This window comes from Halovivax sp. (assembly GCA_007119345.1).
GTDB lineage: Archaea > Halobacteriota > Halobacteria > Halobacteriales > Natrialbaceae > Halovivax.
This window is the reverse complement of sequence record SKPV01000063.1, coordinates 1-24,168: the sequence shown is the minus strand read 5'-3', so window position 1 is coordinate 24,168 and position 24,168 is coordinate 1. Positions and strand designations below refer to the sequence as shown.

The 24,168-nt window shown below is 69.4% G+C and carries 27 protein-coding genes; 17 read left to right on the top strand and 10 right to left on the bottom strand.

The window, feature by feature from the left end; all coding sequences use genetic code 11:
* Nucleotides 1-169: 169 nt before the first annotated feature.
* From QZT59_RS04765 to QZT59_RS04755, 3 genes are all read left to right on the top strand, one after another.
* A complete protein-coding gene (locus QZT59_RS04765) occupies nt 170-1,018 on the top strand; it encodes a molybdopterin synthase (RefSeq protein WP_290812106.1) in 849 nt (282 codons plus the stop codon).
* A gap of 262 nt (nt 1,019-1,280) precedes the next feature.
* Nucleotides 1,281-1,526, top strand: coding sequence for a hypothetical protein (locus QZT59_RS04760; RefSeq protein WP_290812103.1), 246 nt, complete (start codon nt 1,281-1,283; stop codon nt 1,524-1,526).
* Nucleotides 1,527-1,819: 293 nt separating this feature from the next.
* Nucleotides 1,820-2,938 (top strand): site-2 protease family protein, encoded by a 1,119-nt coding sequence (locus tag QZT59_RS04755; protein ID WP_290812100.1) that lies wholly within the window; start codon nt 1,820-1,822, stop codon nt 2,936-2,938.
* A gap of 35 nt (nt 2,939-2,973) precedes the next feature.
* On the opposite strand, the gene thiL is transcribed toward QZT59_RS04755, so the two are convergent.
* Nucleotides 2,974-3,846 carry a thiamine-phosphate kinase gene (gene thiL / locus QZT59_RS04750; protein ID WP_290812097.1) on the bottom strand — a complete coding sequence of 291 codons (873 nt, stop codon included), beginning with the start codon at nt 3,844-3,846 and terminating at the stop codon, nt 2,974-2,976.
* Nucleotides 3,847-3,938: 92 nt separating this feature from the next.
* Between thiL and QZT59_RS04745 the strand changes: the two genes are divergently transcribed.
* From QZT59_RS04745 to QZT59_RS04735, 3 genes are read left to right on the top strand one after another with little or no spacing between them, the layout of a single operon-like run.
* Nucleotides 3,939-4,394 carry a 30S ribosomal protein S19e gene (locus tag QZT59_RS04745; RefSeq protein ID WP_290812094.1) on the top strand — a complete coding sequence of 152 codons (456 nt, stop codon included), beginning with the start codon at nt 3,939-3,941 and terminating at the stop codon, nt 4,392-4,394.
* A gap of 60 nt (nt 4,395-4,454) precedes the next feature.
* Entirely contained in the window at nt 4,455-4,811 is a 357-nt protein-coding gene (locus tag QZT59_RS04740) for a DNA-binding protein (RefSeq protein ID WP_290812091.1), read from the top strand.
* Nucleotides 4,811-5,401, top strand: a complete 591-nt coding sequence (locus QZT59_RS04735; RefSeq protein ID WP_290812088.1) for an alpha hydrolase — start codon at nt 4,811-4,813, stop codon at nt 5,399-5,401. Before QZT59_RS04740 ends, QZT59_RS04735 begins: the two co-directional genes overlap by 1 nt.
* Nucleotides 5,402-5,564: 163 nt before the next feature.
* Here QZT59_RS04735 and QZT59_RS04730 read toward each other — a convergent pair whose 3' ends face one another.
* A complete protein-coding gene (locus tag QZT59_RS04730) occupies nt 5,565-5,930 on the bottom strand; it encodes a hypothetical protein (RefSeq protein ID WP_290812085.1) in 366 nt (121 codons plus the stop codon).
* A gap of 224 nt (nt 5,931-6,154) precedes the next feature.
* Here QZT59_RS04730 and hisS point away from each other — a divergent pair, with 224 nt between their 5' ends.
* Nucleotides 6,155-7,453 carry a histidine--tRNA ligase gene (hisS, locus tag QZT59_RS04725; RefSeq protein WP_290812082.1) on the top strand — a complete coding sequence of 433 codons (1,299 nt, stop codon included), beginning with the start codon at nt 6,155-6,157 and terminating at the stop codon, nt 7,451-7,453.
* 58 nt (nt 7,454-7,511) lie between these two features.
* On the opposite strand, the gene QZT59_RS04720 is transcribed toward hisS, so the two are convergent.
* On the bottom strand, nt 7,512-7,775 hold the full coding sequence (locus tag QZT59_RS04720) for a hypothetical protein (RefSeq protein WP_290812079.1): 264 nt from the start codon (nt 7,773-7,775) through the stop codon (nt 7,512-7,514).
* A gap of 277 nt (nt 7,776-8,052) precedes the next feature.
* On the opposite strand from QZT59_RS04720, the gene QZT59_RS04715 reads away from it, so the two are divergent.
* Nucleotides 8,053-8,859: an aldo/keto reductase gene (locus QZT59_RS04715; protein WP_290812076.1), complete on the top strand. Its 807-nt coding sequence runs from the start codon at nt 8,053-8,055 to the stop codon at nt 8,857-8,859.
* A 47-nt stretch (nt 8,860-8,906) separates the two neighbouring features.
* Here QZT59_RS04715 and QZT59_RS04710 read toward each other — a convergent pair whose 3' ends face one another.
* On the bottom strand, nt 8,907-9,059 hold the full coding sequence (locus tag QZT59_RS04710) for a hypothetical protein (protein WP_290812073.1): 153 nt from the start codon (nt 9,057-9,059) through the stop codon (nt 8,907-8,909).
* A 134-nt stretch (nt 9,060-9,193) separates the two neighbouring features.
* Complete coding sequence (locus QZT59_RS04705) at nt 9,194-9,439, bottom strand: hypothetical protein (RefSeq protein ID WP_290812070.1); 246 nt, start codon at nt 9,437-9,439, stop codon at nt 9,194-9,196.
* 425 nt (nt 9,440-9,864) lie between these two features.
* On the opposite strand from QZT59_RS04705, the gene QZT59_RS04700 reads away from it, so the two are divergent.
* The 5 genes from QZT59_RS04700 (at nt 9,865) to QZT59_RS04680 (ending at nt 14,369) form a co-directional block, all read left to right on the top strand.
* A complete protein-coding gene (locus QZT59_RS04700; protein ID WP_290812067.1) occupies nt 9,865-10,803 on the top strand; it encodes a hypothetical protein in 939 nt (312 codons plus the stop codon).
* Nucleotides 10,800-11,612 (top strand): helix-turn-helix domain-containing protein, encoded by an 813-nt coding sequence (locus tag QZT59_RS04695; RefSeq protein ID WP_290812064.1) that lies wholly within the window; start codon nt 10,800-10,802, stop codon nt 11,610-11,612. Before QZT59_RS04700 ends, QZT59_RS04695 begins: the two co-directional genes overlap by 4 nt.
* Before the next feature lie 279 nt (nt 11,613-11,891).
* On the top strand, nt 11,892-12,221 hold the full coding sequence (locus QZT59_RS04690; RefSeq protein ID WP_290812061.1) for a HalOD1 output domain-containing protein: 330 nt from the start codon (nt 11,892-11,894) through the stop codon (nt 12,219-12,221).
* A gap of 201 nt (nt 12,222-12,422) precedes the next feature.
* The gene (locus QZT59_RS04685) at nt 12,423-12,692 is read left to right on the top strand and encodes a hypothetical protein (protein ID WP_290812058.1); all 270 of its coding nucleotides are present in this window, start codon (nt 12,423-12,425) and stop codon (nt 12,690-12,692) included.
* A 99-nt stretch (nt 12,693-12,791) separates the two neighbouring features.
* Complete coding sequence (locus QZT59_RS04680; protein ID WP_290812056.1) at nt 12,792-14,369, top strand: sulfatase-like hydrolase/transferase; 1,578 nt, start codon at nt 12,792-12,794, stop codon at nt 14,367-14,369.
* 178 nt (nt 14,370-14,547) lie between these two features.
* Here QZT59_RS04680 and QZT59_RS04675 read toward each other — a convergent pair whose 3' ends face one another.
* Complete coding sequence (locus QZT59_RS04675; protein WP_290812053.1) at nt 14,548-14,823, bottom strand: PadR family transcriptional regulator; 276 nt, start codon at nt 14,821-14,823, stop codon at nt 14,548-14,550.
* A gap of 386 nt (nt 14,824-15,209) precedes the next feature.
* Here QZT59_RS04675 and QZT59_RS04670 point away from each other — a divergent pair, with 386 nt between their 5' ends.
* Nucleotides 15,210-15,536: a hypothetical protein gene (locus QZT59_RS04670; RefSeq protein WP_290812050.1), complete on the top strand. Its 327-nt coding sequence runs from the start codon at nt 15,210-15,212 to the stop codon at nt 15,534-15,536.
* 179 nt (nt 15,537-15,715) lie between these two features.
* Here the strand turns inward: QZT59_RS04670 and QZT59_RS04665 are convergent, their stop codons facing one another.
* The gene (locus QZT59_RS04665) at nt 15,716-17,149 is read right to left on the bottom strand and encodes a sulfatase (RefSeq protein WP_290812109.1); all 1,434 of its coding nucleotides are present in this window, start codon (nt 17,147-17,149) and stop codon (nt 15,716-15,718) included.
* A 356-nt stretch (nt 17,150-17,505) separates the two neighbouring features.
* Between QZT59_RS04665 and truA the strand changes: the two genes are divergently transcribed.
* On the top strand, nt 17,506-18,351 hold the full coding sequence (gene truA / locus QZT59_RS04660) for a tRNA pseudouridine(38-40) synthase TruA (protein WP_290812047.1): 846 nt from the start codon (nt 17,506-17,508) through the stop codon (nt 18,349-18,351).
* 262 nt (nt 18,352-18,613) lie between these two features.
* On the opposite strand, the gene QZT59_RS04655 is transcribed toward truA, so the two are convergent.
* Nucleotides 18,614-20,269 (bottom strand): preprotein translocase subunit SecD, encoded by a 1,656-nt coding sequence (locus QZT59_RS04655; protein ID WP_290812043.1) that lies wholly within the window; start codon nt 20,267-20,269, stop codon nt 18,614-18,616.
* Nucleotides 20,266-21,177 (bottom strand): protein translocase subunit SecF, encoded by a 912-nt coding sequence (secF, locus tag QZT59_RS04650; protein WP_290812040.1) that lies wholly within the window; start codon nt 21,175-21,177, stop codon nt 20,266-20,268. The genes QZT59_RS04655 and secF overlap by 4 nt, the downstream gene beginning before the upstream one ends.
* A gap of 287 nt (nt 21,178-21,464) precedes the next feature.
* Here secF and QZT59_RS04645 point away from each other — a divergent pair, with 287 nt between their 5' ends.
* The gene (locus QZT59_RS04645; RefSeq protein WP_290812037.1) at nt 21,465-21,854 is read left to right on the top strand and encodes a hypothetical protein; all 390 of its coding nucleotides are present in this window, start codon (nt 21,465-21,467) and stop codon (nt 21,852-21,854) included.
* 93 nt (nt 21,855-21,947) lie between these two features.
* Here QZT59_RS04645 and QZT59_RS04640 read toward each other — a convergent pair whose 3' ends face one another.
* Nucleotides 21,948-22,421: a DUF5812 family protein gene (locus tag QZT59_RS04640; protein WP_290812034.1), complete on the bottom strand. Its 474-nt coding sequence runs from the start codon at nt 22,419-22,421 to the stop codon at nt 21,948-21,950.
* A 183-nt stretch (nt 22,422-22,604) separates the two neighbouring features.
* Here QZT59_RS04640 and QZT59_RS04635 point away from each other — a divergent pair, with 183 nt between their 5' ends.
* Nucleotides 22,605-23,906, top strand: coding sequence for a glucose-6-phosphate isomerase (locus QZT59_RS04635; protein WP_290812025.1), 1,302 nt, complete (start codon nt 22,605-22,607; stop codon nt 23,904-23,906).
* Nucleotides 23,907-24,168: the final 262 nt, after the last annotated feature.

Sequence of the window (24,168 nt, the reverse complement as noted above, 5' to 3'; positions counted from 1 at the left end):
TCGCCGGCGCTCGGCCTCGCCGCTCGCGGGTCGTTCCTCCCCGCTCGCCATCCCGAGGACCCTCGCTACGCTCGGATCCTCGCTCGCATTTTCGCGGTTCTCGCTCGCTCCGCTCGCTTCGAACCGCGCCTCCGACAGCTACAAAGTTCGAGCGACCGAGGTTCTAGCCATGCACGTACTCGGTATCACCGACCACGATTCGCCGCCCGACGCGCTCGACGCCGCCGTCGACCGCGTCGTCGACCGGCTCTCCCGCGAGGGCCGCGTGGGGGTCGTCCGCTACGATGCGACGATCGCGGACGGGACGGCCGCGTTTCCGGACCGCGTTCCGGCCGGCGGTGACGTCACCTACGAGCTCGGCGCCGACGGCGACTGGGCGGCGACCGGAACCGGGATGCGCGTCGAGGATGCGCTCGCCTCGCTCGCGGACCGCTGTGACTACGCGGTGCTCGTCGGCGTCGAGACGGCGCGGTTCCCGACGGTGGTCGTCGGTTCCGCCGGAGCGGCGGACGCGAATCCGGGCCGCAGACCCGAGCCGATCGCGGCGGTCGAGACGGCCGCCGACCTCGACCTCGACGCCGTGGTCGGCGAACTCGAGGGCGCCGAACCGTACGAGACGCTCGATTCGCTCGTCGCGCGCGTGAAGAGATCGCCCCGGGCCGATCGAGCGGGCGCCATCGCGACGTTCACGGGTCGCGTCCGGGCGAAGGACGACCCCGACGACGCGCGGACCGAGTACCTCGAGTTCGAAAAGTACGAGGGCGTCGCCGACGAGCGAATGGCGGCCATTCGCTCCGAGCTCGAGGCCCGGGACGGGGTCTACGAGGTGGCGCTCCACCACCGAACGGGCGTCGTCCGCGACGGCGAGGACATCGTGTTCGTCGTCGTCCTCGCGGGCCACCGGGCGGAGGCGTTCCGCACCGTCGAAGACGGGATCAACCGGCTCAAAGACGAGGTTCCGCTCTTCAAGAAGGAGGTCACCGTCGAAGACGAGTTCTGGGTCCACGATCGGCCCTGACGCGTTCGGCCGCCGGCCTCACCCGTTGCCGATCGGGAAATTAGCGACTTAATGGCAATTTTGCGAAAAATGCCAATTCCACTAATATTATAGCAGAAATAATATTTCTCGAGTGGTTTTAAAACGTCTGGTCACATCTAAAGCCCTCGTGAAAAGTTGCAAGCGGTGAGAGAAGGCGGCGATTACCGGCCGGATCGCTGAAGGCAACCGAAACGCGCCGAAGTAACCTGTCTTTATAACAGGGTATGGGCACTGGACTGAGATGGCGATGAGCACGACCGCGAACCCCTCCACGGAAAGTAAAGCGCGCCGCCTGAAACAGTACCTCCGCGAGCAGGCCGCGGACGGCGAGATGTACTTCAAAGGGAAGTTCATCGCGGACGACGTGGGCCTGTCCCCGAAAGAGATCGGCGCCCTGATGGTCAGGCTCGCCGAGTCCGACGACGAGCTCGAAGTCGAGAAGTGGTCGTACACGAGCGCGACGACCTGGCGCGTCGAAGCCGCCTGAACGACCGGCCCCGTCCCGCTGACACCCTGCCCGCGTCCCCGCCCCGCAGACTCACTCTCCGCGTCCCCGCCCCGCAGACTCACTCTCCGCGTCCCCGCCCCGCCTTCGCGTTTCTGCTTCCGTTTTCGCATCCCGGCGTCTCGTTTTCGCGCGACCGAATTCGATCGGCGACGACGACGCCGGCGGCCCCGACCGGAGCGGGCGTCGACTCCCGAAACCACCGGACGGCGACCGGTTCTCGACGCCTGTTCGTCGGCAGACGATTTATGCGAGGGCGCGACGAACGGCCGGTGATGGGCGAGGAGCCGCCGGCGTCCGGACCGCCCCTCCGCACCGTCGAATCGGTGTTCGTCGTCTCCGAGATCCACACCGACCGGGACGGGGTCGTCTACGTGGGTCGGCCGCGGGTCGACCCGGAGACGGTGATGCGCGAGCTCTGGCCGGCCTTCCACGAGGACGGCTACGACCTGGAGCTCTCGGTCCGGAACGACCGGTACGCGCTGGTCGCTCGCCCCCACTCCGTCGGGCTCGACGGCGTCCCGTGGACCAATCTCGCGCTGTTCGTCGCGACCGTGGTGTCGACGCTGTTCGCGGGCGCCCTCTGGTACCAGATCGATCCGATCGCCAATCCGGGCGAGATCTGGCGGGCCTGGCCGTTCACGGTCGCGATCCTCTTCGTCCTCGGCGTCCACGAGATGGGCCACTACGTGATGAGTCGGTATCACCGCGTCAACGCCTCGTTGCCCTATTTCATCCCGGTGCCGACGCTGATCGGCACGCTCGGCGCTGTCATCAAGATGAACGGGCGCATGCCCAGCCGGAAGGCGCTGTTCGACATCGGCGTCGCGGGGCCGCTCGCCGGACTGGTCGCGACCGTCGTCGTGACCGTCGTCGGGCTCCACCTGGACCCCGTCCACGCGCCCGAAGAGCTCGCCGAGAGCGCCGACGCGATCGAGCTGCGACTCGGCTACCCGCCGCTGCTGGAGGGGCTGGCGGCCGCGTTCGACCGGCCGCTGTACCGCGACGACGCCACGACGATGGTGAACCCGGTCGTCATCGGCGGGTGGGTCGGCATGTTCGTCACCTTCCTCAACCTCATCCCCGTCGGCCAGCTGGACGGCGGACACATCCTGCGGTCGATGATCGGCGGCGCCCAGGAGGCCGTCGCCGCCCTCGTCCCGGGCGCACTGCTCGCCCTCGCGGGCTACCTCTACTACGTCTCCGGCTACGGCGCACAGGCTGTCTCCGTCTGGGTCCTCTGGGGACTGCTGACGACGTTGATCGCCGCTGCGGGGCCCGTCCGCCCCGTCGTGGAGGAGCGGCTCGGCTGGCCGCGGTTCGTCCTCGGGGTCGTCACGTTCGCGCTCGGGCTGCTCTGTTTCGTCCCGGTGCCGTTCGAGATCGTCTCCTGAAATGTCGCGGCGCGACCGGCGACGCGGTTGCGGCTTCAACCGTGAGAGTAGCCCTCGTCCGCCAGCGGTTCGCCGTCGACGGTGACGCCGTCCGCGACGACCTCGCCGAGTTCGAAGACGTCCACGGGCGCGTCGGTCCGGACGTCGCCGACGGCGTCCGCCGGGGCGCTGAAGACGAGCTCGAAGTCCTCCCCGAACGTGAGCGCGGAGTCAAGCGCCGCGTCGGCATCGGTCGACACGGCCGCGAGCGGGTCGGCCACCGGGACCCGGTCGGACTCGATCGCGAACCCGCACCCCGACGCCTCGGCGAGCTGGTGGAGCGATCGCGCGAGACCGTCGCTCGAGTCCATCATCGCCGTCGCGTGCGGCGCGATCGCCCGGCCGGCCGCGACCCGCGGTTCGAACCGGAACAGGTCGTTCGCGCGGTCGCGATCGCCCCGCTCGAACAGTTCGAGGGCGGCCGCGCTCCGGCCGAGCGTTCCCGTCACGCAGACCCGGTCGCCCGGTCGCGCCCCGCTTCGGCGGACGGGGTCGTCGGTCCGGCCGAGAGCGGTCGTCGCGACGGTAAACTCCCGGTGCTCGTCCAGGTCGCCCCCGACGTACCGCGCACCCGTCAGCTCGCAGACCTCCCGGGCGCCGCGAACGAAGGCGAGGAGCTCGTCCGCGTCGAAGGCGGGCGCCGCGTAGACGGCGACGGCGGCCGTCGCTTCCGCGCCCATGGCCGCCACGTCCGACAAGGAGGCGCCCACGGCTCGCCAGCCCGCCGTGTAACGGGTCGTTCCGTCCGGGAAGTCCGTCGTCTCGTGGAGCATGTCCGTCGTCAGCACTCGCCCGTCGACGACCGCCGCGTCGTCGCCCGCGGGGGCCAGCTCGTCCGCGAGCAGCGAGAGGGCCGCGCGCTCGTCCATGCCGTCGGGTTTCGCGGCCACCGAGAAAAGCGACGCGCCCGCTCCGCCCCAATACGATGGCCTTAAATGGCGCCACAGGGAACGAATCCCCAATGGCTACGATGTACGACGTCCCGGCGGACGCCCTGATCGAGGCGGTCGCCGAGGACCTCGCGGAGCGATTCGACGAGCCCGACTGGGCCGCGTTCACGAAGAGCGGCGCCAACCGAGAGCTGCCCCCCGAGCAGGAGGACTTCTGGCACGTTCGCGCGGCCAGCCTGCTGCGCAAGGTCGCGGCCGACGGCCCCGTCGGCGTCGAGCGCCTGGCCACCGAGTACGGCGGCTCGAAGCGGGGGTCGAACCGGTACCAGGTCGCGCCGGCCAAGCGAACCGACGGCTCGCGCAAGATCATCCGCACCATCCTCCAGCAGCTCGAAGACGAGGACCTCGTCGAGACCGCCGAGGGCGAGGGACGCCGAATCACGGCCGACGGTCGGAGCCTGCTCGACGAGACCGCCGGCGAGGTGCTCGGCGAACTCGACCGTCCCGAGCTCGAGCGCTACGCCTGAAACCGCGGGTCCTCCGCCGGTCCGTAATCATTTTCCGCGAGCCTGCCCAACCGTACTCCCATGAGCAAGCGCCCCGACGACGAGGAGCTCGACGAGCTGCGTCGCAAGCGAATGGAGGAACTCCAGGAGCGCCGCGGCGGCGCCCAGGAAGGCGGCGAAGAGGCCCAGCAGGCGGCCCAGCAGCAAGCCGAGGCCCAGAAACAGGCCCTCCTCCGCCAGTACCTCACCGACGAGGCCCGCAAGCGACTGAACACCGTCAAGATGAGCAAACCTCAGTTCGGCGAGCAGGTCGAACGGCAGGTCGTCGCCCTCGCCCAGAGCGGGCGCATCCAGGGCAAGATCGACGACGAGAAGATGAAGCAGCTGCTCGGCGAGCTCAAACCCGACAGCAAGCGCTTCGACATCAAACGGCGCTGATGCGACTCGGGCTGTTGTACAGCGGCGGCAAGGACTCGACGCTCGCTGCGCTGCTCCTGGAGGAGTTCTACGACGTCACCCTGGCGACGGTCCACTTCGGGATCACCGACGACTGGACCCACGCCGAGCGGACCGCCGAGCGCCTCGAATTCCCCTTCGAGCGCGTCGACCTCGACGAGTCGATCGCCCGCGAGGCCGCCGGTCAGATCCGCGAGGACGGGTTCCCCCGCAACGGCATCCAGCGGGTCCACCTGGCGGCCCTGGAGGAGCTGGCCGCCGGGGAGTTCGACGCGATCGCCGACGGCACCCGCCGCGACGACCGCGTCCCCTCGGTCTCGCGGGCCCAGGCCCAGAGCCTGGAGGATCGACACGGCGTCGACTACGTCGCCCCGCTGTCGGGGTTCGGCCGCGGCGCGGTCGACCGGCTGGTCGCCTCGACCCTCGACGTGACGGCGGGGCCGAGCGAGGAGATCACCCGCGCGGACTACGAGGCCGAGCTCCGGGCGCTCATCGCCGAGGAGGACGGGCCGGAGGCCGTCGGCGAGCTGTTCCCCGACCACGAGCAGACGTACGTCAACGGGACGCGGTAGGCGGGTGCCCGCGGTCGGTTCGTGTCGAGACCGGCCCAATGACCCTCCGTCGGGGAACTCGCACCGAGACTCCGCCACCGCCGTACTGACCGCTCGAACGGCGGAACGCCTATCGAGACCACCATAACGACCGCTCGAACGAGGGGCTCGGACCGCGACGCCGTCATCGCCGCGCCGACCGCGAGACGTAGACGTCGAGGATCGCGCCCTCGTACGCGACGTAGTTCGACTCCCCCAGGCGCAGCGCGCCCGAGGGGCGTTCGCTCACGTGCTCGTGCCCGAGGTGCTCGTCCGCGAACGCGCCGGCGCGCTCATCGCTCTCGTGACGCTCGATCGCCCCAGAGAGCAGTTCGGCGTACTCCTCGCGGTTCGCGAGTCCGGCCGCGTCGGCGCCGAGCACGGTCGCGTCCTCCGGCACCGCGGCCGGAACGCTCACCATCACGACGTACCCCCGCGAACCAGCGGCGAGCAAGCCAGCGGAGCCGGCCGCCGCCGCACCGATCGCCCCGATAACCGTCCGTCGATTCATGTCCCGACGACCGACCGGTGGGGCATACGTTTTCGGGGCGAACGCGGGGGAGTCGGATCGCTCACCGACGGGTGAACTCGAACCGCGCGCCGCCCGCGGCGCTCCCGGTCGCGGTCGCCTCCCAGCCGTGGGCCTCGGCGATCGCGGGTCCCGCCACTCCCCCCTCGCCGTCTCGCCGCTCCCGAACGGACACACCAAAGTACGGCCCGCCCGAACCCGCCGGTATGTACGACCGCATCAAGGGCTTTCGCGACTTCTACCCCGAGGAGATGGCCGCCCGCCGGGCGATGATCGACACGCTCGAGGGAACGGCCCGCCGGTACGGCTTCCGGGAGATCGCCACGCCCGCGATGGAACGCGCCGCGATGTGGACCGACAAGAGCGGCGAGGACATCGTCGAGGAGCTCTACGCCTTCGAGGACCAGGGCGGACGCCACGTCGCGCTGACCCCGGAACTGACGCCGACGGTCGCGCGGATGGTCGTCCAGAAGCAGCAGGCGCTCTCGAAGCCCATCAAGTGGTTCTCGACCCGGCCGTTCTGGCGCTACGAGCAGGTCCAGCAGGGTCGCCAGCGGGAGTTCTACCAGACCAACGTCGACATCTTCGGCTCCAGCGACCCCGAGGCCGACGCCGAGATCCTCGCCTGGGCGGCCGACGCGCTGACGGGGCTCGGACTCACCGGCGAGCACTTCGAGTTCCGGATCTCCCACCGCGACGTCCTCGGCGGCGTCCTCGAGAGCTACGACGCCGACGTCGACGTCGGGGCCGCCGTCCGGGCGGTCGATAAGTCCGAGAAGATCGAGCGCGCCGAGTACCTCGACCTGCTGGTCGAGGCGGGACTGACCGACGCGCAGGCCGACGAGTTCGCCGACCTGATCGCCGCCGGCGACCTGGAGGCCGTCGTCGAGTACGCGGACACCGAGCGCGTGACCGACGCCGTCGAGAACCTGGAGGCCGTCCTCGCCGCGGCCGAGGATTTCGGCGCCCGGGAGTACTGCACCATCTCGCTCGAGACCGCCCGCGGGCTCGACTACTACACCGGCGTCGTCTTCGAGTGTTTCGACTCCACCGGGGAGGTCTCGCGGTCGATCTTCGGCGGCGGCCGATACGACGACCTCATCGAGTCCTTCGGCGGGCAGCCCACGCCCGCGGTCGGGGTCGCGCCCGGTCTCGCGACGCTCTCGCTGCTCTGCCAACGGGCGGGCGTCTGGCCCGAGGAGGAGCTCTCGACCGACTACTACGTCCTTCGGGTCGGCGACACCCGCCCGACGGCGGCCCGGATCGCCCGCGAACTCCGCGAGCGCGGCCACGTCGTCGAGACGGACGTCGCCGGCCGCTCGTTCGGCGCGCAGATGAACTACGCCGACTCGATCGACGCCGAGACCGTCGTGATCGTCGGCGAGCGCGACCTCGCAAACGACGAGATCACGGTCAAGGACATGGTCAGCGGCGATCAGGTCGCCGTCCCCGTCGAGGCGTTCCCCGGCGACCGCGAGCGCCCGACGTTCGCGGACTTCGAGTAGGTCGCCCGTCGGCGAGAACGGGGTGCCGGTCGGTCTCGACGAGCGTCGGTTCGGACTATCACTTGCGAGTCCAGCCCCCCCGACCGGTCGACGGACGGTTCGAACCGTCCGTCCGCTCGGACGGTCGATCCCGTCCCTCGGTCGTCTCGGGCGGCCGATCGCGTCCGTCGGCGGGTCCGAACGCGGCCGCGTCCGTCGTCTCGATCGGCGCGTGGCCGGTCTCGACGTGGTGGTCGATCATCGCGCGGTTCACGTCGTCGCGAGTCGTCCCGTCGCCGGTCTCCAGGGACCACGCGCAGACCTTGCAATAGGCGATCGTCACGTTGGTATTCGGCTACACACCGGAGCGCGGTGAGTCGACGGCTGGACTGGTGTGGGATTTAGGAGGGGTTCGTCGAGGGCGCGCTCGTTTGGGCGTCCCACCGGCGCGCTCGTTTGGGCGTCCCACCGGCGCGCTCGTTTGGGCGTCCCACCGGCGCGCTCGTTTGGGCGTCCGTGGGTGCGATCGTGTGAGCGTCCCACCGGTGCCCTCGTGTAAGTGATTCAACGTAACTGCGCTTCCGCGGGCGCCTATGTCCGCGTAGCCGGTAGGTCGTTCCATGACGGTTCAGGAACTTCCCCCGATCGGCCTCGGCACCTACGGCGTCGAACCCGCGCGGTGTACCGCGGCCGTGGCGACGGCCCTGCAGTTGGGTTATCGCCACGTCGACACCGCCGAGATGTACGAGAACGAGGCGGCCGTCGGCGACGCGCTCGCCGCGTCGAGCGTCGACCGCGAGGACGTCTTCGTCGCCACGAAAGTCCACTCGACGCACCTGAGCTACGACGACGTCCTCGCGGCCGTCGAGCGGAGTCGACGGCGACTCGGCGTCGACGCCGTCGACTGCTGTTACGTCCACTGGCCGATTCGGACCTACGACGCCGCGGAGACCCTCGCCGCGTTCGACGAGCTGAGCGATCGCGGAACGATCCGCCGCGTGGGCCTGTCGAACTTCACCCCCGAGCTGCTCGCGGACGCGCTGGATCACCTCGAGGCGCCGTTGTTCGCCCACCAGGTCGAGTGTCACCCGCTCTTGCCCCAGAACGAACTGCGACGGCTGGCTCGAGAGCACGATCACTCCCTCGTCGCCTACTCGCCGCTGGCGAAGGGGACAGCGACCGAGGTCCCGGAGCTCGTCGAGGTCGCCGACCGACGCGGCGCGACGCCCGCGCAGGTGAGCCTCGCCTGGCTGCTGTCGAAGGAGAACGTCGTCGCCATCCCGAAGTCGACCTCGCGCACGCACCTGCGAGAGAACCTGGCGGCCGCGGACCTCGACCTCGACGAGCGGGACCTCGCGCTGATCGACGGCATCGAGCGCCGCGAGCGCCAGGTCGACGTTCCGGAGGCGCCGTGGAACCGGTCCTGACGGTCGGTCTCCCCGACGCGGTCGGCCGAGGACGCTCGCGGTCCGTCTCAGACGAACAACCCGGAGATCGCCCCGCCGAACAGGAGCAACAGTACGACGACGGCGACCGTGATCGCCATCCAGACGCCGAGGCCGATGGCGGCGAGGCGCGCGTTCTCCCGATCGACGGGCAGCGGGTCGTGGGTCGAATCCGTGGTCATGGGCGAACGAACGGGCCCGACCCCGACGAATCCCGATCCACGATATCGTGGGCGTTTATGTCGGCCGGCCGGTATCGGGCTCGAGTCCACAGCCGCCGCCACCCGGTTCCGCCTACGACGGGATACAGCCGCCGTTACGGAACGCCGCAGCCGACGCTACTGAACGCCGTCGTTACGCCGTACCCGGAGGCCGTGTGCGCTGGCGCCCATTTGGGGATGGTTTCCGCCGCGTCGTCCGGCGTCTCACAGGCCGTTCCCCGGTCCGACTCTCGATCCGACTGGGCGCTCGCGTCCGCCGCGCCGAGGCCAGAAAGCAGCGCCAGGCCGACGAACGATACCAGCGCCAGCAGGATCGTCAATCGGACCGCGTTTCGTGGCATGCAACCCGTATACAGCCGGTCTACAAAACCCTGCCGTTGATGACAGGCCAGGCTGACCGGCGCCGGTGACGGGCCGGGCTGACCGGCGCCGACGAGACCGAACCCATCGACGCCCGCGAGGGGCCGAACGGGTCGGCGGTCGATCCGACCGACGGGTCGAACGAGGATCGAAACGCTCCACTCCCCGCCGACCGTGGCGGCCCGATCCGCGCTGGAACCGGCCCTCCGGCCGATAACGAAGTGCTATCCCACCCATCCCTCGGCCGGCAAATCGGTTTCTCGACTCCCACGTCCGATACATTCTCCACGATTGAAACGGACAGCAACCTCGACACAGCTAAATGGCTCCCTGACTTGTCTCTGCGTACTCCGTGAAGACCGACCATCCGCCTTTCAGTGGCAACCACGATAAGGTACTCTCGGCGGTGAAAAGCCGCGATCTCCCCGCCGACGTGCAGTCCGTCGTCGAGGAATACGATCGGACCGTCGGCGAGCGGGATCACTTTCTCTGGAAGTGGCTCGACGCCGCGATCCCACAGCTGGCGCTCTCTACCGTCGAACCCCGGTACGAACAGCTGGCGCAAAACGCCAAGTTGCTCGCGTCCGTGTTCGTGTCCACGGTGGACGACGTCGCCGAGATAGACGGCGACTGGGAAACCTACGAGGAGGCGACGAAGATCCCCTTTGGCCGGGACGAGTCGAACCTCGACCGGCCAGGAGTGGATCCCGATCTCCTGGCGTTCGCACGGGACGTCTGGGAACAGTTCGAGAGCGGCCTCGGTGCGGGACCGCGAAGCGACGAGTTCGAAGCAATCCGCCACTTCGACCTCAGACAGGTCCTCAACGCGATCGAGTACTCCTACGTCGCGAATCAGCACCCGGAGACCGTCACCGAGGACGAGCTGTGGGCCTACGATTCCCACAACATGATGGTGCTGTTCTACGCCGACGTCGATCTCGCGTTCTCGCCGGCGTTCGACCGCGACGATCTCGGCTCTCTGCGCCGGATCCTGCTGCGAGGGCAGCGAATGGCCCGGATCGGCAACTGGACTACGACGTGGGAGCGCGAGCTGTACGAAGGCGACGTGAGCTCCGGCGTCATCGGCCGTGCCCTCGAGCAGGACGTCCTCTCTCTGGAGGAGGTCAGACGCATTCGAAACGCGCCGACGGAGGCGGTCGTCGAACCGGTCGTCGAACGAATACGCGATCGCGGCCTCGAGGATGCGTTCGTCGACCGGTGGCGGGCGGAGTACGACGCCATCGAGGCGATGGAACCGAAACCCGATTCGATCGACGTCCGGTCGTATCTGGACGGGCTCGAGTCGGTGATGCACCACCACCTCGCGAGCGAGGGGTTGAAATGACCGAACGGAGCAGCGACGTCTCGCCGGGGGACGAACTCGGGGCGGGAACGGAGATGGAGACGGAGTTCCTCATCGAGTGCGTTCGCCGGGTGGAAATTCTCTCGGCGCTCGACTCGGCCCCGGCGGGCGCCAGCGACCTCGTCGAGGCGCTCGACGTCTCGCGATCGACGATCCATCGCGCGACGAACGTGTTGACGGACGAGGGGCTCGTTCGAAAGACGAACGGCCGCTACGAGCTCACGGGCTACGGCGAGGTCGTCGCCGAGAAAACGACCACCTACAGGAATCACCTCCAGGCCGCGTCGACGCTCGAACCGTTTCTCAACACCAGCGAGGCCGATAATATCCCCGTCGAACACTTCGCCGATGCCAAGGTGACGCGACCCGAGCCTCGGCAGCCCCATCGGTCGATCCACCGTATCACGACGCTGATCGAACGGAGCACGGAGCTTCGGATGTTCTCGTCGGTGCTCTCGCCGATCTACGTGGACGTCGCTCATCGCGAGATGGTCGACGGCATGGAGATACAGGTGGTCTTCGACGAGGAACTCCTGGATATCATCCTGACCGAGTACGAGGCCGAGGCCCGCGAGGCCCTCGAAACCGGCCGGTTCGACGTCCATCTGTGCGACGAGGTGCCGTTCGAGTTGTTCCTGTTCGACGATCGAATCGGCATGGCCGCCCACGACGATTCGGGGATCGCACGCGTGTTCGTGGAGTGTGACGTGCCCGCGGCCATCGAGTGGGCGTCGGACCTCTACGATCGAATTCTCGGGGACGCCCAGCCCGTACTCGACGACGGTCCCTGAGCCGGGTCGGACGGTCCGATCGCGGTCGCGAGCTCCCCGACGAACGTGGTCTCTCGGTCGCCCCGACGGATGCGTTCTCGGCAGTACCTCTCGAGAGGGGGGTACGGCGGGGCTCGAGCGGACGCACGAACCGACGGCGAGCGATCTCACCGCTCCGCGACGTCCGACCGAGCGGGAGCGTCCCACCGGTGAGATTCGATTCAGTCCCCGGGAAAGGACCACGGGAGAACGAAGCGTCGGCAGTGATTATAACCCCCATAGAGAGCTACCGTAAGTCGTATGGAATCCGCCTCGGCGCCTCCGTTTCCGAACGACTTCGAGCACCCCTCTATCGATTTCGACTCGACGAACGGAGCGTATCGATTCGAGCCGCCGCCGACCGATACCGTCAGTACGTGGGCCATCATCGCGGTCGCACAGCTGATCGACGTCGATCCACGCGAGATGGAGCCAGTCGGAAACTATCGGGGACTGGAAACGCTCAATTCGGTTCACGCGAGAGTGAGCGACGGGGCCGTCGAGCTGGAGGGGGAGGTGTCCGTGACCATCTGGGATCACCGGGTCGCGGTCACTCCGGACGGAGCCATCCGGATCGAGCCGGACGCGTAACCGGCCGAGAACCGCTCAGGGTTCGTCAGGCCCGCCTTTTTGCTGATCGAGAGCGTAGGGTCGTCAGTGATCTCGAATCGATCCGGCATCCGGCTCGACCGTCCCGGCGAATCACCGGGTTCGATACGGTGTGACGGCGGCTCGAGTCACATCTCTCTGAACGAGATTTTTCGACTGCTCTCGCAGAAGCGTCGTCGGTACGTGCTGTACGAGTTACGCGGGGAATCCCGTATAGAGATGGAAGCGCTCGCCGAGCGGGTCGTGGCTCGCGAGGCGGACGCCGACGACACCCGATTGCCGGAGGAACGGGTCAACCGCGCCGTCGTCGCGCTCCACCACCGGACGCTCCCGTCCCTGGACGACGCAGGACTCGTCGAGTTCGACGCGAGACAGGGGGACGTCGTCCCGTCGCAAGACTTCGCCTCCGTCGAGAAGTACCTCGAACTCGCCGAACGGGACGACAGGGAATAGCGGCGAGTTGCAGCGCGATCGCCCTCGCCCCTCGCTCCGCCGTCGACCGCCCGCGGGCCACGTCGTGGTTTCAACTGCCTCCGAGCCGTACCCACCGTGATGACCGACCGTCCGCCGAACGTCCTGTTGTTGCTCACCGACCAGGAGCGATACGACTGCACCGCGCCGGAAGGACCACCCGTCGAGACTCCCGCGATGGACCGGCTCGCCGCCGACGGGATGCGCTTCACCCGGGCGTGCACGCCGATCAGCATCTGCACGAGCGCCCGGGCCTCGCTGCTGACCGGCCGGTTCCCGCACGATCACGGGATGGTGAACAACTGCCACGAGGCGGACGCGATCCGGGCGAACCTCGATCCAGCGTTGCCGACGTTCGCCGAGGCGCTCGGCGAGGCCGGCTACGACTGCACGTACACCGGCAAGTGGCACGTCGGCCGCGACCAGACGCCCGCGGACTTCGGCTTCGCGTACCTCGGCGGCAGCGACACCCACCACGACGACATCGACGAGGCGTTTCGGACGTACCGCGCCGAGGAGGTGGGCGTCCCGGTCGACGGGGTCGAGTTCGAGGAGGCGATCTACACCCACGGCGACGAGGGGACGTTCGTCGCCGCCAAGGCCCCGTTCGGCGTGGAAGCCACGCGCGCGTACTTCCTCGCGGAGCGAACGATCGAGGCGATCCGAGCGCACGCGGAGGCGCGCGGAGCGGACGGGCGAGGCGGCGCGGGCGACGGCGAGGGACGGAGCGGACGCGGCGTCGCGTCGGGTCGCGACCCGACGGCGTGGGACGAGCTGGTCACGTTGGGCGACGCGGACGCGATCGCCGGCGAGGGGAGTCCCTTCTTTCACCGTGCGGACTTCTACGGGCCCCACCACCCCTACGTCGTCCCGGAACCGTACGCCTCGATGTACGACCCCGCGGAGATCGAGCCGCCCGCGAGCTTCGCGGAGACCTACGAGGGCAAACCGCGGGTCCAGGAGAACTTCATCGCCTACCGCGGCGTGGCGGACTTCGACTGGGAGACCTGGAGCGAAGTCCTCGCGAAGTACTGGGGGTTCGTCACGCTGATCGACGACCAGATCGCGCGGATCCTCGAAACCCTCGAAGAAACCGGCTTCGCGGAGGAAACGGTCGTCGTCCACGCCGCGGACCACGGCGACTTCGTCGGCGGCCACCGCCAGTTCAACAAGGGCCCGCTGACGTACGACGACACCTACCGGATCCCCCTCCAGGTCCGGTGGCCCGGCGTCGTCGAACCGGGTTCGACCTGCGAGGCGCCCGTCCACCTCCACGACCTCGCGCCCACGTTCTGCGAGATCGGCGGCGTCGAGATCCCCGAAGGGTTCGACGCCCGCAGCCTCGTTCCGCTGCTCGAGGGCCGGCGGCCGCCCGCGTGGCCCGACTCGACCTTCGCCCAGTACTACGGCGAGGAGTTCGGCCTCTACACCCAGCGGATGGTCCGGACGGCGGCGTGGAAGTTCGTCTACAACGGTCCCGACGTGAACGAGCTCTACGACCTCGACGCGGACTCCGGCGAGCTCAACAACCTGATCGACCATCCCGAGTACGCGGACGTGCGCCGGGAGCTGGAAGCCCGGCTGGTCGGCTGGATGCGGGAGACCGACGATCCGTACCGGAAGTGGGTCCCGAAGACGTTCGACGTCGACGGCTCCTGACGGCCCCGAGACGAGACGAACAGAAACCGATCCGAGCCCGCGATCGTACCCTCCCGTTCGCGACGCGTCGCTCACCGGTCGCGACCGCGGCGCGCGGCTCGCCGCGGGGCGGCGCCGCGCGTGGCGGGCCGAGCGACGGGGGATCGCACCGTCGTCGCTCGACCCTCGGCGTCGGTCGCTACGCTTCCATGTACTGGGACTCCCAGTCGCGACGCTCCTGGATCAGGTGCTGACCCTCGGCCGTGATCTCGTAGTAGTTGGTTCGTCGGTCCAGCTCTCCTTTCTCGACGAGGCCGCGATCGACCAGCGTGTCGAGGTTCGGATACAGGCGGCCGTGATTGATGTCGGCGCTGTAGTAGCCCTCGATCTCCTCTTTGACGTCCTGACCGGACGGCTGGTCGGCCGCGGCGATCACGTACAGCAGGTCGCGTTGGAACCCGGTGAGTTCGTGCATCGACAACCAGGCGAACGCTCCACATCCCGGACCGTTGTTACTGCCGACGTACATTCGATAACCTGAGAGTACGGCCGCCGGAACCGACCGCCATCTCACCGCTCGCCGCCGGCGGCGTGGGCGAGCGCCGCGGCGGCTATCGACGCGACCGCGAGGCGAGCCGCGAGCGAGGGCGCCGCGTGGGCCGCCGCGGAAAGACGAACGGGCCGAGTCCTCAGATCCGCGAGACCGGAGACCGCCGATCACCCCCGGCAACGGACCATTGATGAACGATTGTAGATGTATCACCCGGTAGTCCGTTCATAATATCCAGAATGTTCGCTTTTTCTTACCAAATCGGAACCGCGGCTAGAAGGCTTATGGTGGGACGGCCGAGTTTTCGGGTCATGGCACGCGACACACCGGTACGGACCGGCGGACAGCCCGATGCGGACGAACCGCTCCCCAACCTCGTCACGATCGTCGGCCGCGGAGTGCCCTCGACGTTCGAGATCTCCGTCGACGGCGAACTCGAGGCGGCGGTCGACGATCCGATGGCGGAGGGCATCGTCCTCTCGGGTTCGGCCGCCGAGGGAACGATCGAAGTCGGCGTCACCCGCTTCCGATTCTCCGGGGAGCTGGCGAACGTCCACCTCGTCGACTGGAACGGCGTTCCCGCGCCGGAATCGCCGAGCACGCCCTCCGTGCACGTCGAGTACAACGTCGGCCGCTGAACGGGTGCTTCTGCGGGTAGGGGCTGCTTACACCGATCCGAGAGCGACGCCGCTGGACCCGGCACCGTCGCGACGGTCGTCGTCCGGGTCAATCCACCGTCGCGACGGTCGCCGTCCGGGTCAATCTACCGTCGCGACGGTCGCCGACCGAACCGAACGGTCCGCCCGACCGGCCCGATTCAGCGGTAGCCGAGGTCCGCGAGACGCTGTTTCGTTCCCTCGGTCATCGCGACCTCGCCGTCGGCCTCGGCGCGCTCGAGGCCCTCGAAGCGCCGGTCGAGTCGGCGGGCGAGGTCGGCGGCGACCGCCGGCCGATCGGCGGCGACGTTCGTCAGCTCGCCCGGGTCCGTCGGCAGGTGGTGGAGCCGCTCGAAGCCGTCGTCGCCGGCGACGTACTTGTACTCGGTCGTCCGGACGGCCCGCAGCCGGCGGTCGTAATCGTAGACGCGATCCGGGAGGTCGCCGAAGCGCGCCTCGAGGCGCTCGATCGACGGCTGCGGGGCGGCGTACTCGGCGAACACCGCCTCGCGGGGCTCGGTCCCGCCGCCGGGGTGCAGCGACCGGCCGCGACTCTGCCCGGTCAGCTCGTCGTCGGCTATTCTCGCCGCGTCGAGCAGCGTGTCCGGGAGATCGAGCAGCTGGACCAGCTCGCTCCGGCGGTCGCCGCCCGTGAACGGCCCGCCGTGGATCACCAGCGGCACGTGCAGGAGGGTGTCGTAGAGGTTGTACTGGTGGCCGAAGAAGCCGTGCTCGCCGACGTGCTCGCCGTGGTCGCCGCAGACGACGACGATCGTCTCCTCCCAGACGCCCGCGTCTTCGAGCGCCCGCCGGAGCCGGTCGAGCCGCTCGTCGACGTAGGCCAGCGAGGCGCGGTAGAGCGCGCCCAGCAGCTCGAAATCCCGATCGTCGAGGTCGTAGTCGCCGCAGTCGTACGCTCGCGGGTCCTGGCGGATCGCCGTCGCCTCGTCGTAGCTCGCCTCCGGCGGGAGGAACCGCTCGGCGTGCTCGCGGGGCGGGTCGTACACCACGTGAGGCTCGATGTAGTTGCAGAAACAGAAGAACGGGCGGTCGTCGTCACGATCGGCAACCCAGTTGCCGATCCAGTCGGTCGTCCGCGCGGCGCCGTCGTCGCCGGCCGGCTGGAGGAATTCGCTGTAGAGGACGTTCGCCGCGTTTACCAGCGGGTTGCCCTCGAACAGCCGATCCCTGGCGGCCGCGAGCTTCTCCTCGAGGCACTCCCCGCGGACGACGGCGCCCATGTCCGTGTCCGACTGGACGTACTGCCAGCCGCGTCGGAGTTCGTCGAACCCGCGATCGTAGCCGAACTCCTCGGTGATCCAGGTGTTGTTCGAGACGCCCATCGTCTCGTAGCCCGCGTCCGCGAACGCCTCCGGGAGCGTCCGCAGGTCGCCGTCGAGATAGGTGTGGTCGCCGTGGGCGCCGTGTTCCGACGGGTAGGTGCCCGTGAACATCGACGCGTGAGAGGGCACCGTCCAGGGGGCGGCGGCGAACGCCCGCTCGAAGGCCGTTCCCTCGTCGGCGAGGCGGGCGAGGGTCGGCGTCACCCGCTCGCCGACGTCCACCGCCCTAGCCGTGTCGAGGACGACCAGCATAACGTTGGGCCGATCGCCGGGGGGAGAGCCGCCGTCCGCGCCGACCCGCCGAGTGCCACGACTCTCCCCGTCCTCCGGCGAATCCGCCCGCCGATCACCATGGCTCTCCCCGTCCTCCGGCGAATCCGCCCGCCGATCGCCATGACTCTCCCCGTCGTCGTCAGAGACCTCCTCCGCGCTCATGTCTGGGCCTACCTGCGCCGCTCGGCCGGAAGGTCACCGCCCCGGCGTACGCAGGTGATATAGAACCGCTAACGGTAATCGGTCGCCCGCCCCGAAGCCGCGTCGGCGGGCGGACCGGGACGGTCCCGTCCGACCCGACGGAGCTAACACGCTCGCGCCGGAATCGGACGACGATGCGCGCGTTCCGCGTCGCCTACGACGGGACCGGCTACTACGGCTTCCAGCGCCAGCCCGACGTCCCGACCGTCGAGGGGACCGTCTTCGACGCCCTCCGCGAACTCGGCGTCCTCGAGCCGGAGGCGGCGAAACCGGCGGGGTACGCCGCCGCGGGCCGGACCGACGCCGGCGTCTCGGCGCTCGCTCAAACGGTCGCCTTCGAGGCACCCGACTGGCTCTCGCCGCGGGCGCTCAACGCCGAGCTCCCCGCCGACGTGCAGGCGTGGGCGAGCGCCGACGCGCCGACCGACTTCCACGCGACCCACGGCGCGACCGAGCGCACGTACGTCTACCACCTGTACGCTCCGGCGGCGGGTGCGAGGGAGCTTGCCGCGAACGACGGCGACCCACCCGTCGAGGACGGCCGCGTCGCCGACGCCTGCGATGCCCTCGCCGGTACCCACGACTACGCCGACCTCACGCCCGACGACCGCAACACCCGGCGGACGGTCGCGCTGGACGCCGAGCGCGACGGCGACTTCCTCGTCCTCACCGTCCGAGCGGGCGGGTTCCCCCGCCAGCTCGTCCGCCGGCTCGTCTCGCTCGTCCGGGCCGTCGGCGCCGACGAGGTGCCGCTCCAGCGGATCGACCGGACGCTGGCGCCCGAGCCGCTCCCGGATCACGAGCGCGCGGCGCCCGCGCCGTCGGAACCGCTGGTGCTCGCGGACGTGACCTACCCCGACATCGAGTTCTCCATCGACGAGGAGGCGGCCGCGAGCGCCCGGGCGGTCTTCGAACGGCGGCGAGTCGAGCGGCTCGCGGGCGCGCGGGTCTCGAGGCAACTTCGGGACGGAATTCGCTGACTGGCAGGGGCCGTCGCGGACGGACGTCCGCTTACAGCACTACGTAGATGCGATGAGCACCAGTTGGAGCCCGAAGAACCCCAGCAGCGCGAGGACGGTCCACCGAGGGACGTTCCCCTCGGGGATAGACCAATTCGTCGAGTAGTGCGGATCGGGATCCGTCCACTTTGGCGAGCCGTCCGCCATCGTTCGACGTGACGGCCCGCGAGAGTAAAATCCGGGGCCAGTCCCGGCCGTCGGCAGCCGATTCGACTCCCGGCGCCTACCGCTTCTCCGTCATCAGCTTGCGGAGGATGTCGCCGTAGGCCGGCCGCGTGACGAGCACCCCGATCAGCACGCCCAGGATCGTGATGATCGCGAAGCCCTGGAGGTCGCCCAGGCTCAGCACGGCCAGCGGGCTCATCGCGATGATCGTCGTCGCCGCGGCAGCGCCGATGATCCAGAACGCCTTGCGGAACCGGGAGTCGAACACCCGCCGCTGGTCGACGTCGCCCTCGTCCATTACCTGATCGGCGATGATGACGAGGTCGTCCACCCCGGTACCGACCACGGCGATGAAGCCGGCGACGTGCGCGAGGTCCAGGGGCATCTCGATCGCGGCGGCGAAGCCGAGCAGGATCACCACCTCCGCCATCGCCGTGACGACCATCGGCACGGCCACCCGGGGATCGCGGTAGCGGACGTAGACCATCCCGCTGACGCTGAAGACCGCCAGGATGCCGATCAGGAGCGACCACTGCTTGAACTGCTCGGCGAGCGCCGGCTCGACGGAGAACACCTGGGCGTTCCCGAAGTCCAGCGGTGCGGCCAGCGCGCCGGCCCGGAGGTTGAGCGAGAGTTGCTGGGCGTCCTCGCGCTCCTGGGACGTCATCACGAAGTTCGGGCTGTTGGCCCAGTCACCCGTCCGCATGGACCCGGCGAGGTCGTCTCCCATCGAGTGGGCGCTGACGATCTCGCCTTCCGAGACCGTGACGAGACAGTACTGGTCGTCCCAGTCGTCCATGTGTTCGTCCTCCCACTCGTCGACGTCCATGCCCGTCTGGGCGTAGCCGGGGTCACATCGGCCGACTCCCTCGTCCAGGAACCCCAGTTCGCCCAACCGGTTCTGGTAGTCCGGGGCCCGCTCGCTCACGACGAGCACGTTGACGATGTAGGCGTTGTGCTCGTTGCTCCACTCGGCGCTGCCGATGTCGGTGAAGTGGTCCTGCTCGAGGACGGTCTCGCTCGTCATGTTGCCGTCGCCGGGGTGGTGGGCCTCGATCCTGACCGATCCGCGCTCTTCGAGCTGGGACTGCAGCTGCGTCGAGGTGAAGCCGGGCGCCTCGGACACGATGAAGTGCTCCCCGCCGAGCGTCTCGGTGTCGTAGGCCCGCCCGCCGGCCAGCCCGGCCTCGTTCAGCTTGCTCTCGATGACGGTGACCATCTCGTCGCGGGTCTCGTCGCTGACGCCGTCCTCGACGTCGTCGGCGGTGATGTCGACGCCGTCGACGGTGGAAGCCGCCGCCGCGAACTCGTCGTGGGTGACGTTGTCGTCGTACACCTCCGCGGTGTAGGTTCCCACGCGCTCGTCGAAGTTGACCGAGGCGTCCTCCGGCGGCAGGTCGAGTTCGTCGATGAGCGCGCTCCTGAGGTCGGTTCTCGGATTCTCCGTCTCCGGTTCGAGCCCCTCGGCCATCATGCCGACCGGGGGCGCGCTGATCCGGGCGCCGCCGTCCAGACCCAGCCCGAACGCGAGGTTGTGCCAGGAGGCGCCGGTGCCGACCTCCTCGGTCGCGTTGTCGTCGGCTTCGAGCGCGGACGGATCCTCGCCGGCGCCCATCAGCCCGCCGGGCGCGAACAGCGCGTACAGCGAGACGGAGATGAGGATCACCAGCAGGGCGATCCGCCACCACTTGCCGACCGTCTCCTTGACGCTCATCGGGCCACCCCCTCGAACTTGTACCAGCGAAGCAGGCTGAAGTTGAGCAGGTAGGTGTTCATCAGGTCGGCCGCGAGCCCCACGAAGAGGATGAGCCCGATGTTCGTCAGCAGGCCGATCCCGAAGAACCACGCCGAGATCGCCATCACGAGCATGGCCGTCATCGCCGTGACGGTCATCGTGATCCCCGTCCGCATGGCGTGGTGGACGCTCTCGTAGAAGCTGCCGCTGCGACGCAACACGTGGTTGTTCAACAGGATGTCGGAGTCGACGGAGTAGCCGATCAGCATCAACAGCGCGGCGACCGTCCCGAGCGTGAGCGGGATGTTCGCCAGGTTCATGAACGCGAGCGGGATGACGATGTCGGAGAACGCTGAGACGACGATCGCGACCGACGGCACGAACGTCCGGAAGAGCGCGAAGGCGATGATGCTCATCCCGAGGAACGCCGCCGCGATGCCGAGCAGCGCCGTCGTCTGGGTCTGGGCGCCGAAGGACGCGGAGGTGAGCGACTCGGAGCGGACGACGTCCTCGTTACCGTCGACCGGCTCCAGGTTCGCCTCCGCCTGGTCGACCAGATCCTGCAGCGTTCCCTGGGAGTCGTCCTCGAATCCGGGGAGATCGCCCGCGGCGAACTGGACCACGTAGCGGTCCTCGCCCTGAACCGGCTGGATCGACGTCGTTTCCTGGTCGAATGCGGCTTCGACCTCGTCCTGGTCCGCCTCGGTGTCGATCGTCAGCTCGGCGCCGCCCGTGAACTCGATGCCCAGCGTCAACGGCGCCCCCGTCAGCAGGAACGTCCCGCCGAGGATCGCCAGCGCGACCGCCAGCATCGCCAGCGGCACCGCCACCAGTTGGCGGTTCGTGTACCGGGTGTAGTCTACCTCCGGTACCTCGATTGGCCCCATATACCCCGGCCTAGCTACGGGGCGTACGTAAGCTTTCTCAATTTCCGAACGGATCGTTCGGCGGGAAAACCCGCCCCAGGGCGACGCTACCGCCGAATTCGTTCCGTCGACGCGAACCGGCGTGCGATCGACCCGACCGGAACGGCTCGACGGACCCGAAACGCCGGGACGGCCGACCGGCTCGACGGACCCGAAGCGCCAGGACGGCCGACCAGCTCGACGGGACGGATCGCCGGCATCACTTCGGCCGCGCCAGCCCTATTGCGCTCGACCCCGTTATCGTATTCATGAGTCGAGACGTTCGCCGATCGACCGACACGGAACCGCCCGACGACCGCGCGGCCGAGCGCGTGCTCGTCTCCTACCCCGCCGACCTCTCCTCGTGGGGCCGGTTCCAGGTGGAGAAGCCGTCCTTCCGGGCGTTCCTCCGCAAGACCCGGGAGACGGCGCGCGAGGGCGACGCCTGGGAGGAGTTCGTCGGCGTCGGCTGCTGCGGGAACACGCTCGACGTGCCGCTGCGCGTCGAACGCGTCGAAGGCGGCCGTCGGATCGACGACGACACCGAGATCGACTACGAGGTCCGCGAGGCCTGCGGGATCCAGGGGAGCTGGCGGGTCCAGAGCGCCGACGGGCCCTCCCACTCCGCGACCGCGACGGAGCGGCCGAAGGAGTCGTAACGACCGCCCGGGACGCCTCGCACCGGTCCCCCGTCGGTCCGCAGCCGGTCGGACGCCCGGTACCAGCCTCCCGTCGACCCGCACCCGGCCTCGTCACTCCGGCAGGTACCGCACGCTCAACACGCCCTCGTCCGTGTCGCGACGCACCTCGACTCGCACCGCACCGAGACGCGCCGCCCTGGCCACCGTTTCCGGATCCGTCAGGACGTCCGCCGCGGCGTCCTCGACGTCGCTCGGCGGCACCGACAGGACGTGTATCTCGCCCGAACCGGCCCGCTCGAACGTCGTCACCTCGCCCACCGGCGTCTCCGCGGCCGCCGAGCGCGACCGGGTCGTCGGCGCGAGGTCGCTGTCGACCACATCGACGGTTCGTCGCTCGGCCACGTCCACGAGCTCCCAGGCGACGTTCAGCGGCGGTTCCGGCGCCAGCGTCGCCTCCAGCACCTCCCGCTCCCGGAGCTCGGGGTTCGAGGTCAGCGTGTGCACCCGGGCGGTCTCGACGTTCCGAACCACAGCGCTGTCGTCGTCGGCGTGCGTAACGACGAAGGTGCCCGTCGTCTCGGTCATACGGGTGAATTGTCCGTTCCGCGGTTTCCCCGTTTCGCCTCGCGGCGCCGTGAGGGGTCCCCGTTTCGCCTCCCAACACCGTGAGGGATCACCGCTTCGCCTCCCGACACCGCGACGGATCCGGGGTTCGCCTCGCGGCGCCGTGACGGAACGCCTTTGCGTTCGGCCCTCGCGCCCACACGCATGGACGTCGACATCGGCAACGCCCTCGCCTCGGTCGCCTCGCCCGGAGTCTCCCGCGAGGCGCTCGACCGACTGGACGAGCGCGTGGCGGCGGCACACGAGCGGATCGAGGCCGGACGGGCGAACGACGAGTTCGGGTACGCGTCGCTGAACCTGCCGGAGCGCACGGATCCCGACGAGATCCGGCGGGCGGTCGACCCGATCGCGGGCGAGGAGACGGAGGCCCTGATCACCGTGGGAATCGGCGGGAGCGCGCTCGGCGCGGCGACGATCGTCGACGCGCTGGGCGCGGACGTCGAGACCGTCTTCCTCGACAACGTCGACCCCGCCTGGGTCGCCGACCGGGTCGACGGGCTCGCGCTCTCCCGGACGGCGGTCAACGTCGTCTCGCGGTCGGGCACGACGGCGGAGACGCTGGCGAACTTCCTCGTCGTCCGCGAGGCGTTCGAGGACGCCGGCGTCGACTGGACCGAGCGCGCGGTCGTCACCACGGGCGAGTCGGGCCCGCTGCGGGAGCTGGCCGACCGACACGACCTGCCGGCGCTCGAGGTGCCGTCGGGCGTCCCCGGCCGGTTCTCCGCGCTCTCGGCGGTCGGACTGGTCGCCGCGGCCGTCTGCGGCCGCGACCTCGACGCGCTGCTCGCGGGGGCCGCCGAGGAGGCCGACTCGCTCTCGGGCTCGCTGTACGACTGTCCGGCCTACGCCTACGGCGCGACGACGTACGCCCTCGACGCCCGCGGCGCGTCGATAAACGCGTTCGTGCCCTACGCCGAGTCGCTCGAGACCGCGGCCGAGTGGTTCGCCCAGCTCTGGGCCGAGAGCCTCGGCAAGGACGGGCTCGGCCAGACGCCCGTGCGCGCCCTCGGCGCGACGGATCAGCACTCCCAGCTCCAGCTCTACCGGGCCGGCCCCCGGGACAAGCTCGTGACCTTCGTCGCGCCGCGCGAGCGTCCGGACCGCGAGATCCCCGCGACCGACGTCGACGACCTCGCCTACCTCGGCGAGTCCTCGCTGGGCGAGCTGCTCGACGCCGAGTTCCGCGCGACGGAGGCCAGCCTCGCCGCCGCCGGCCGGCCCACCGTGCGGATCGAGCTCGAGCGCGTCGACGAGCGCGAGCTCGGGGGGCTGCTCTACGGGCTCGAGGCCGCCTGCGTGCTCGCGGGCGAGCTCTCCGGGGTGAACGCCTTCGATCAGCCCGCCGTCGACTGGGCAAAACGGGCCGCCCGCGGGCTGCTCGGCGGCGGCGACTTCCCGGAGGCCGAGGCGGTCGACGCGAAGACGACGCTGCGCGTCGAGCGCTGATCGCCGCCCCCGTCGGGCATCGCTCGACGAGGTGCGAGCGACCGTCCCCCATCGCCCTCGGCCGGAAACCACAGACCCATTAGCATCCTTGCACTACGCGTCGACATGAGCGACGGCGCCGGCGACGGCGGGGACGACGCGACCTCGAGCGCCGGCGCCGACGACCCCGTCGACGGGATCGAGGACGGGGCCGGCGTTCCGGACGGCGGACCGAACGACGGGCGCCGCACGGACGGCGCCGAGGCCGCGGTGGCCATCGGCG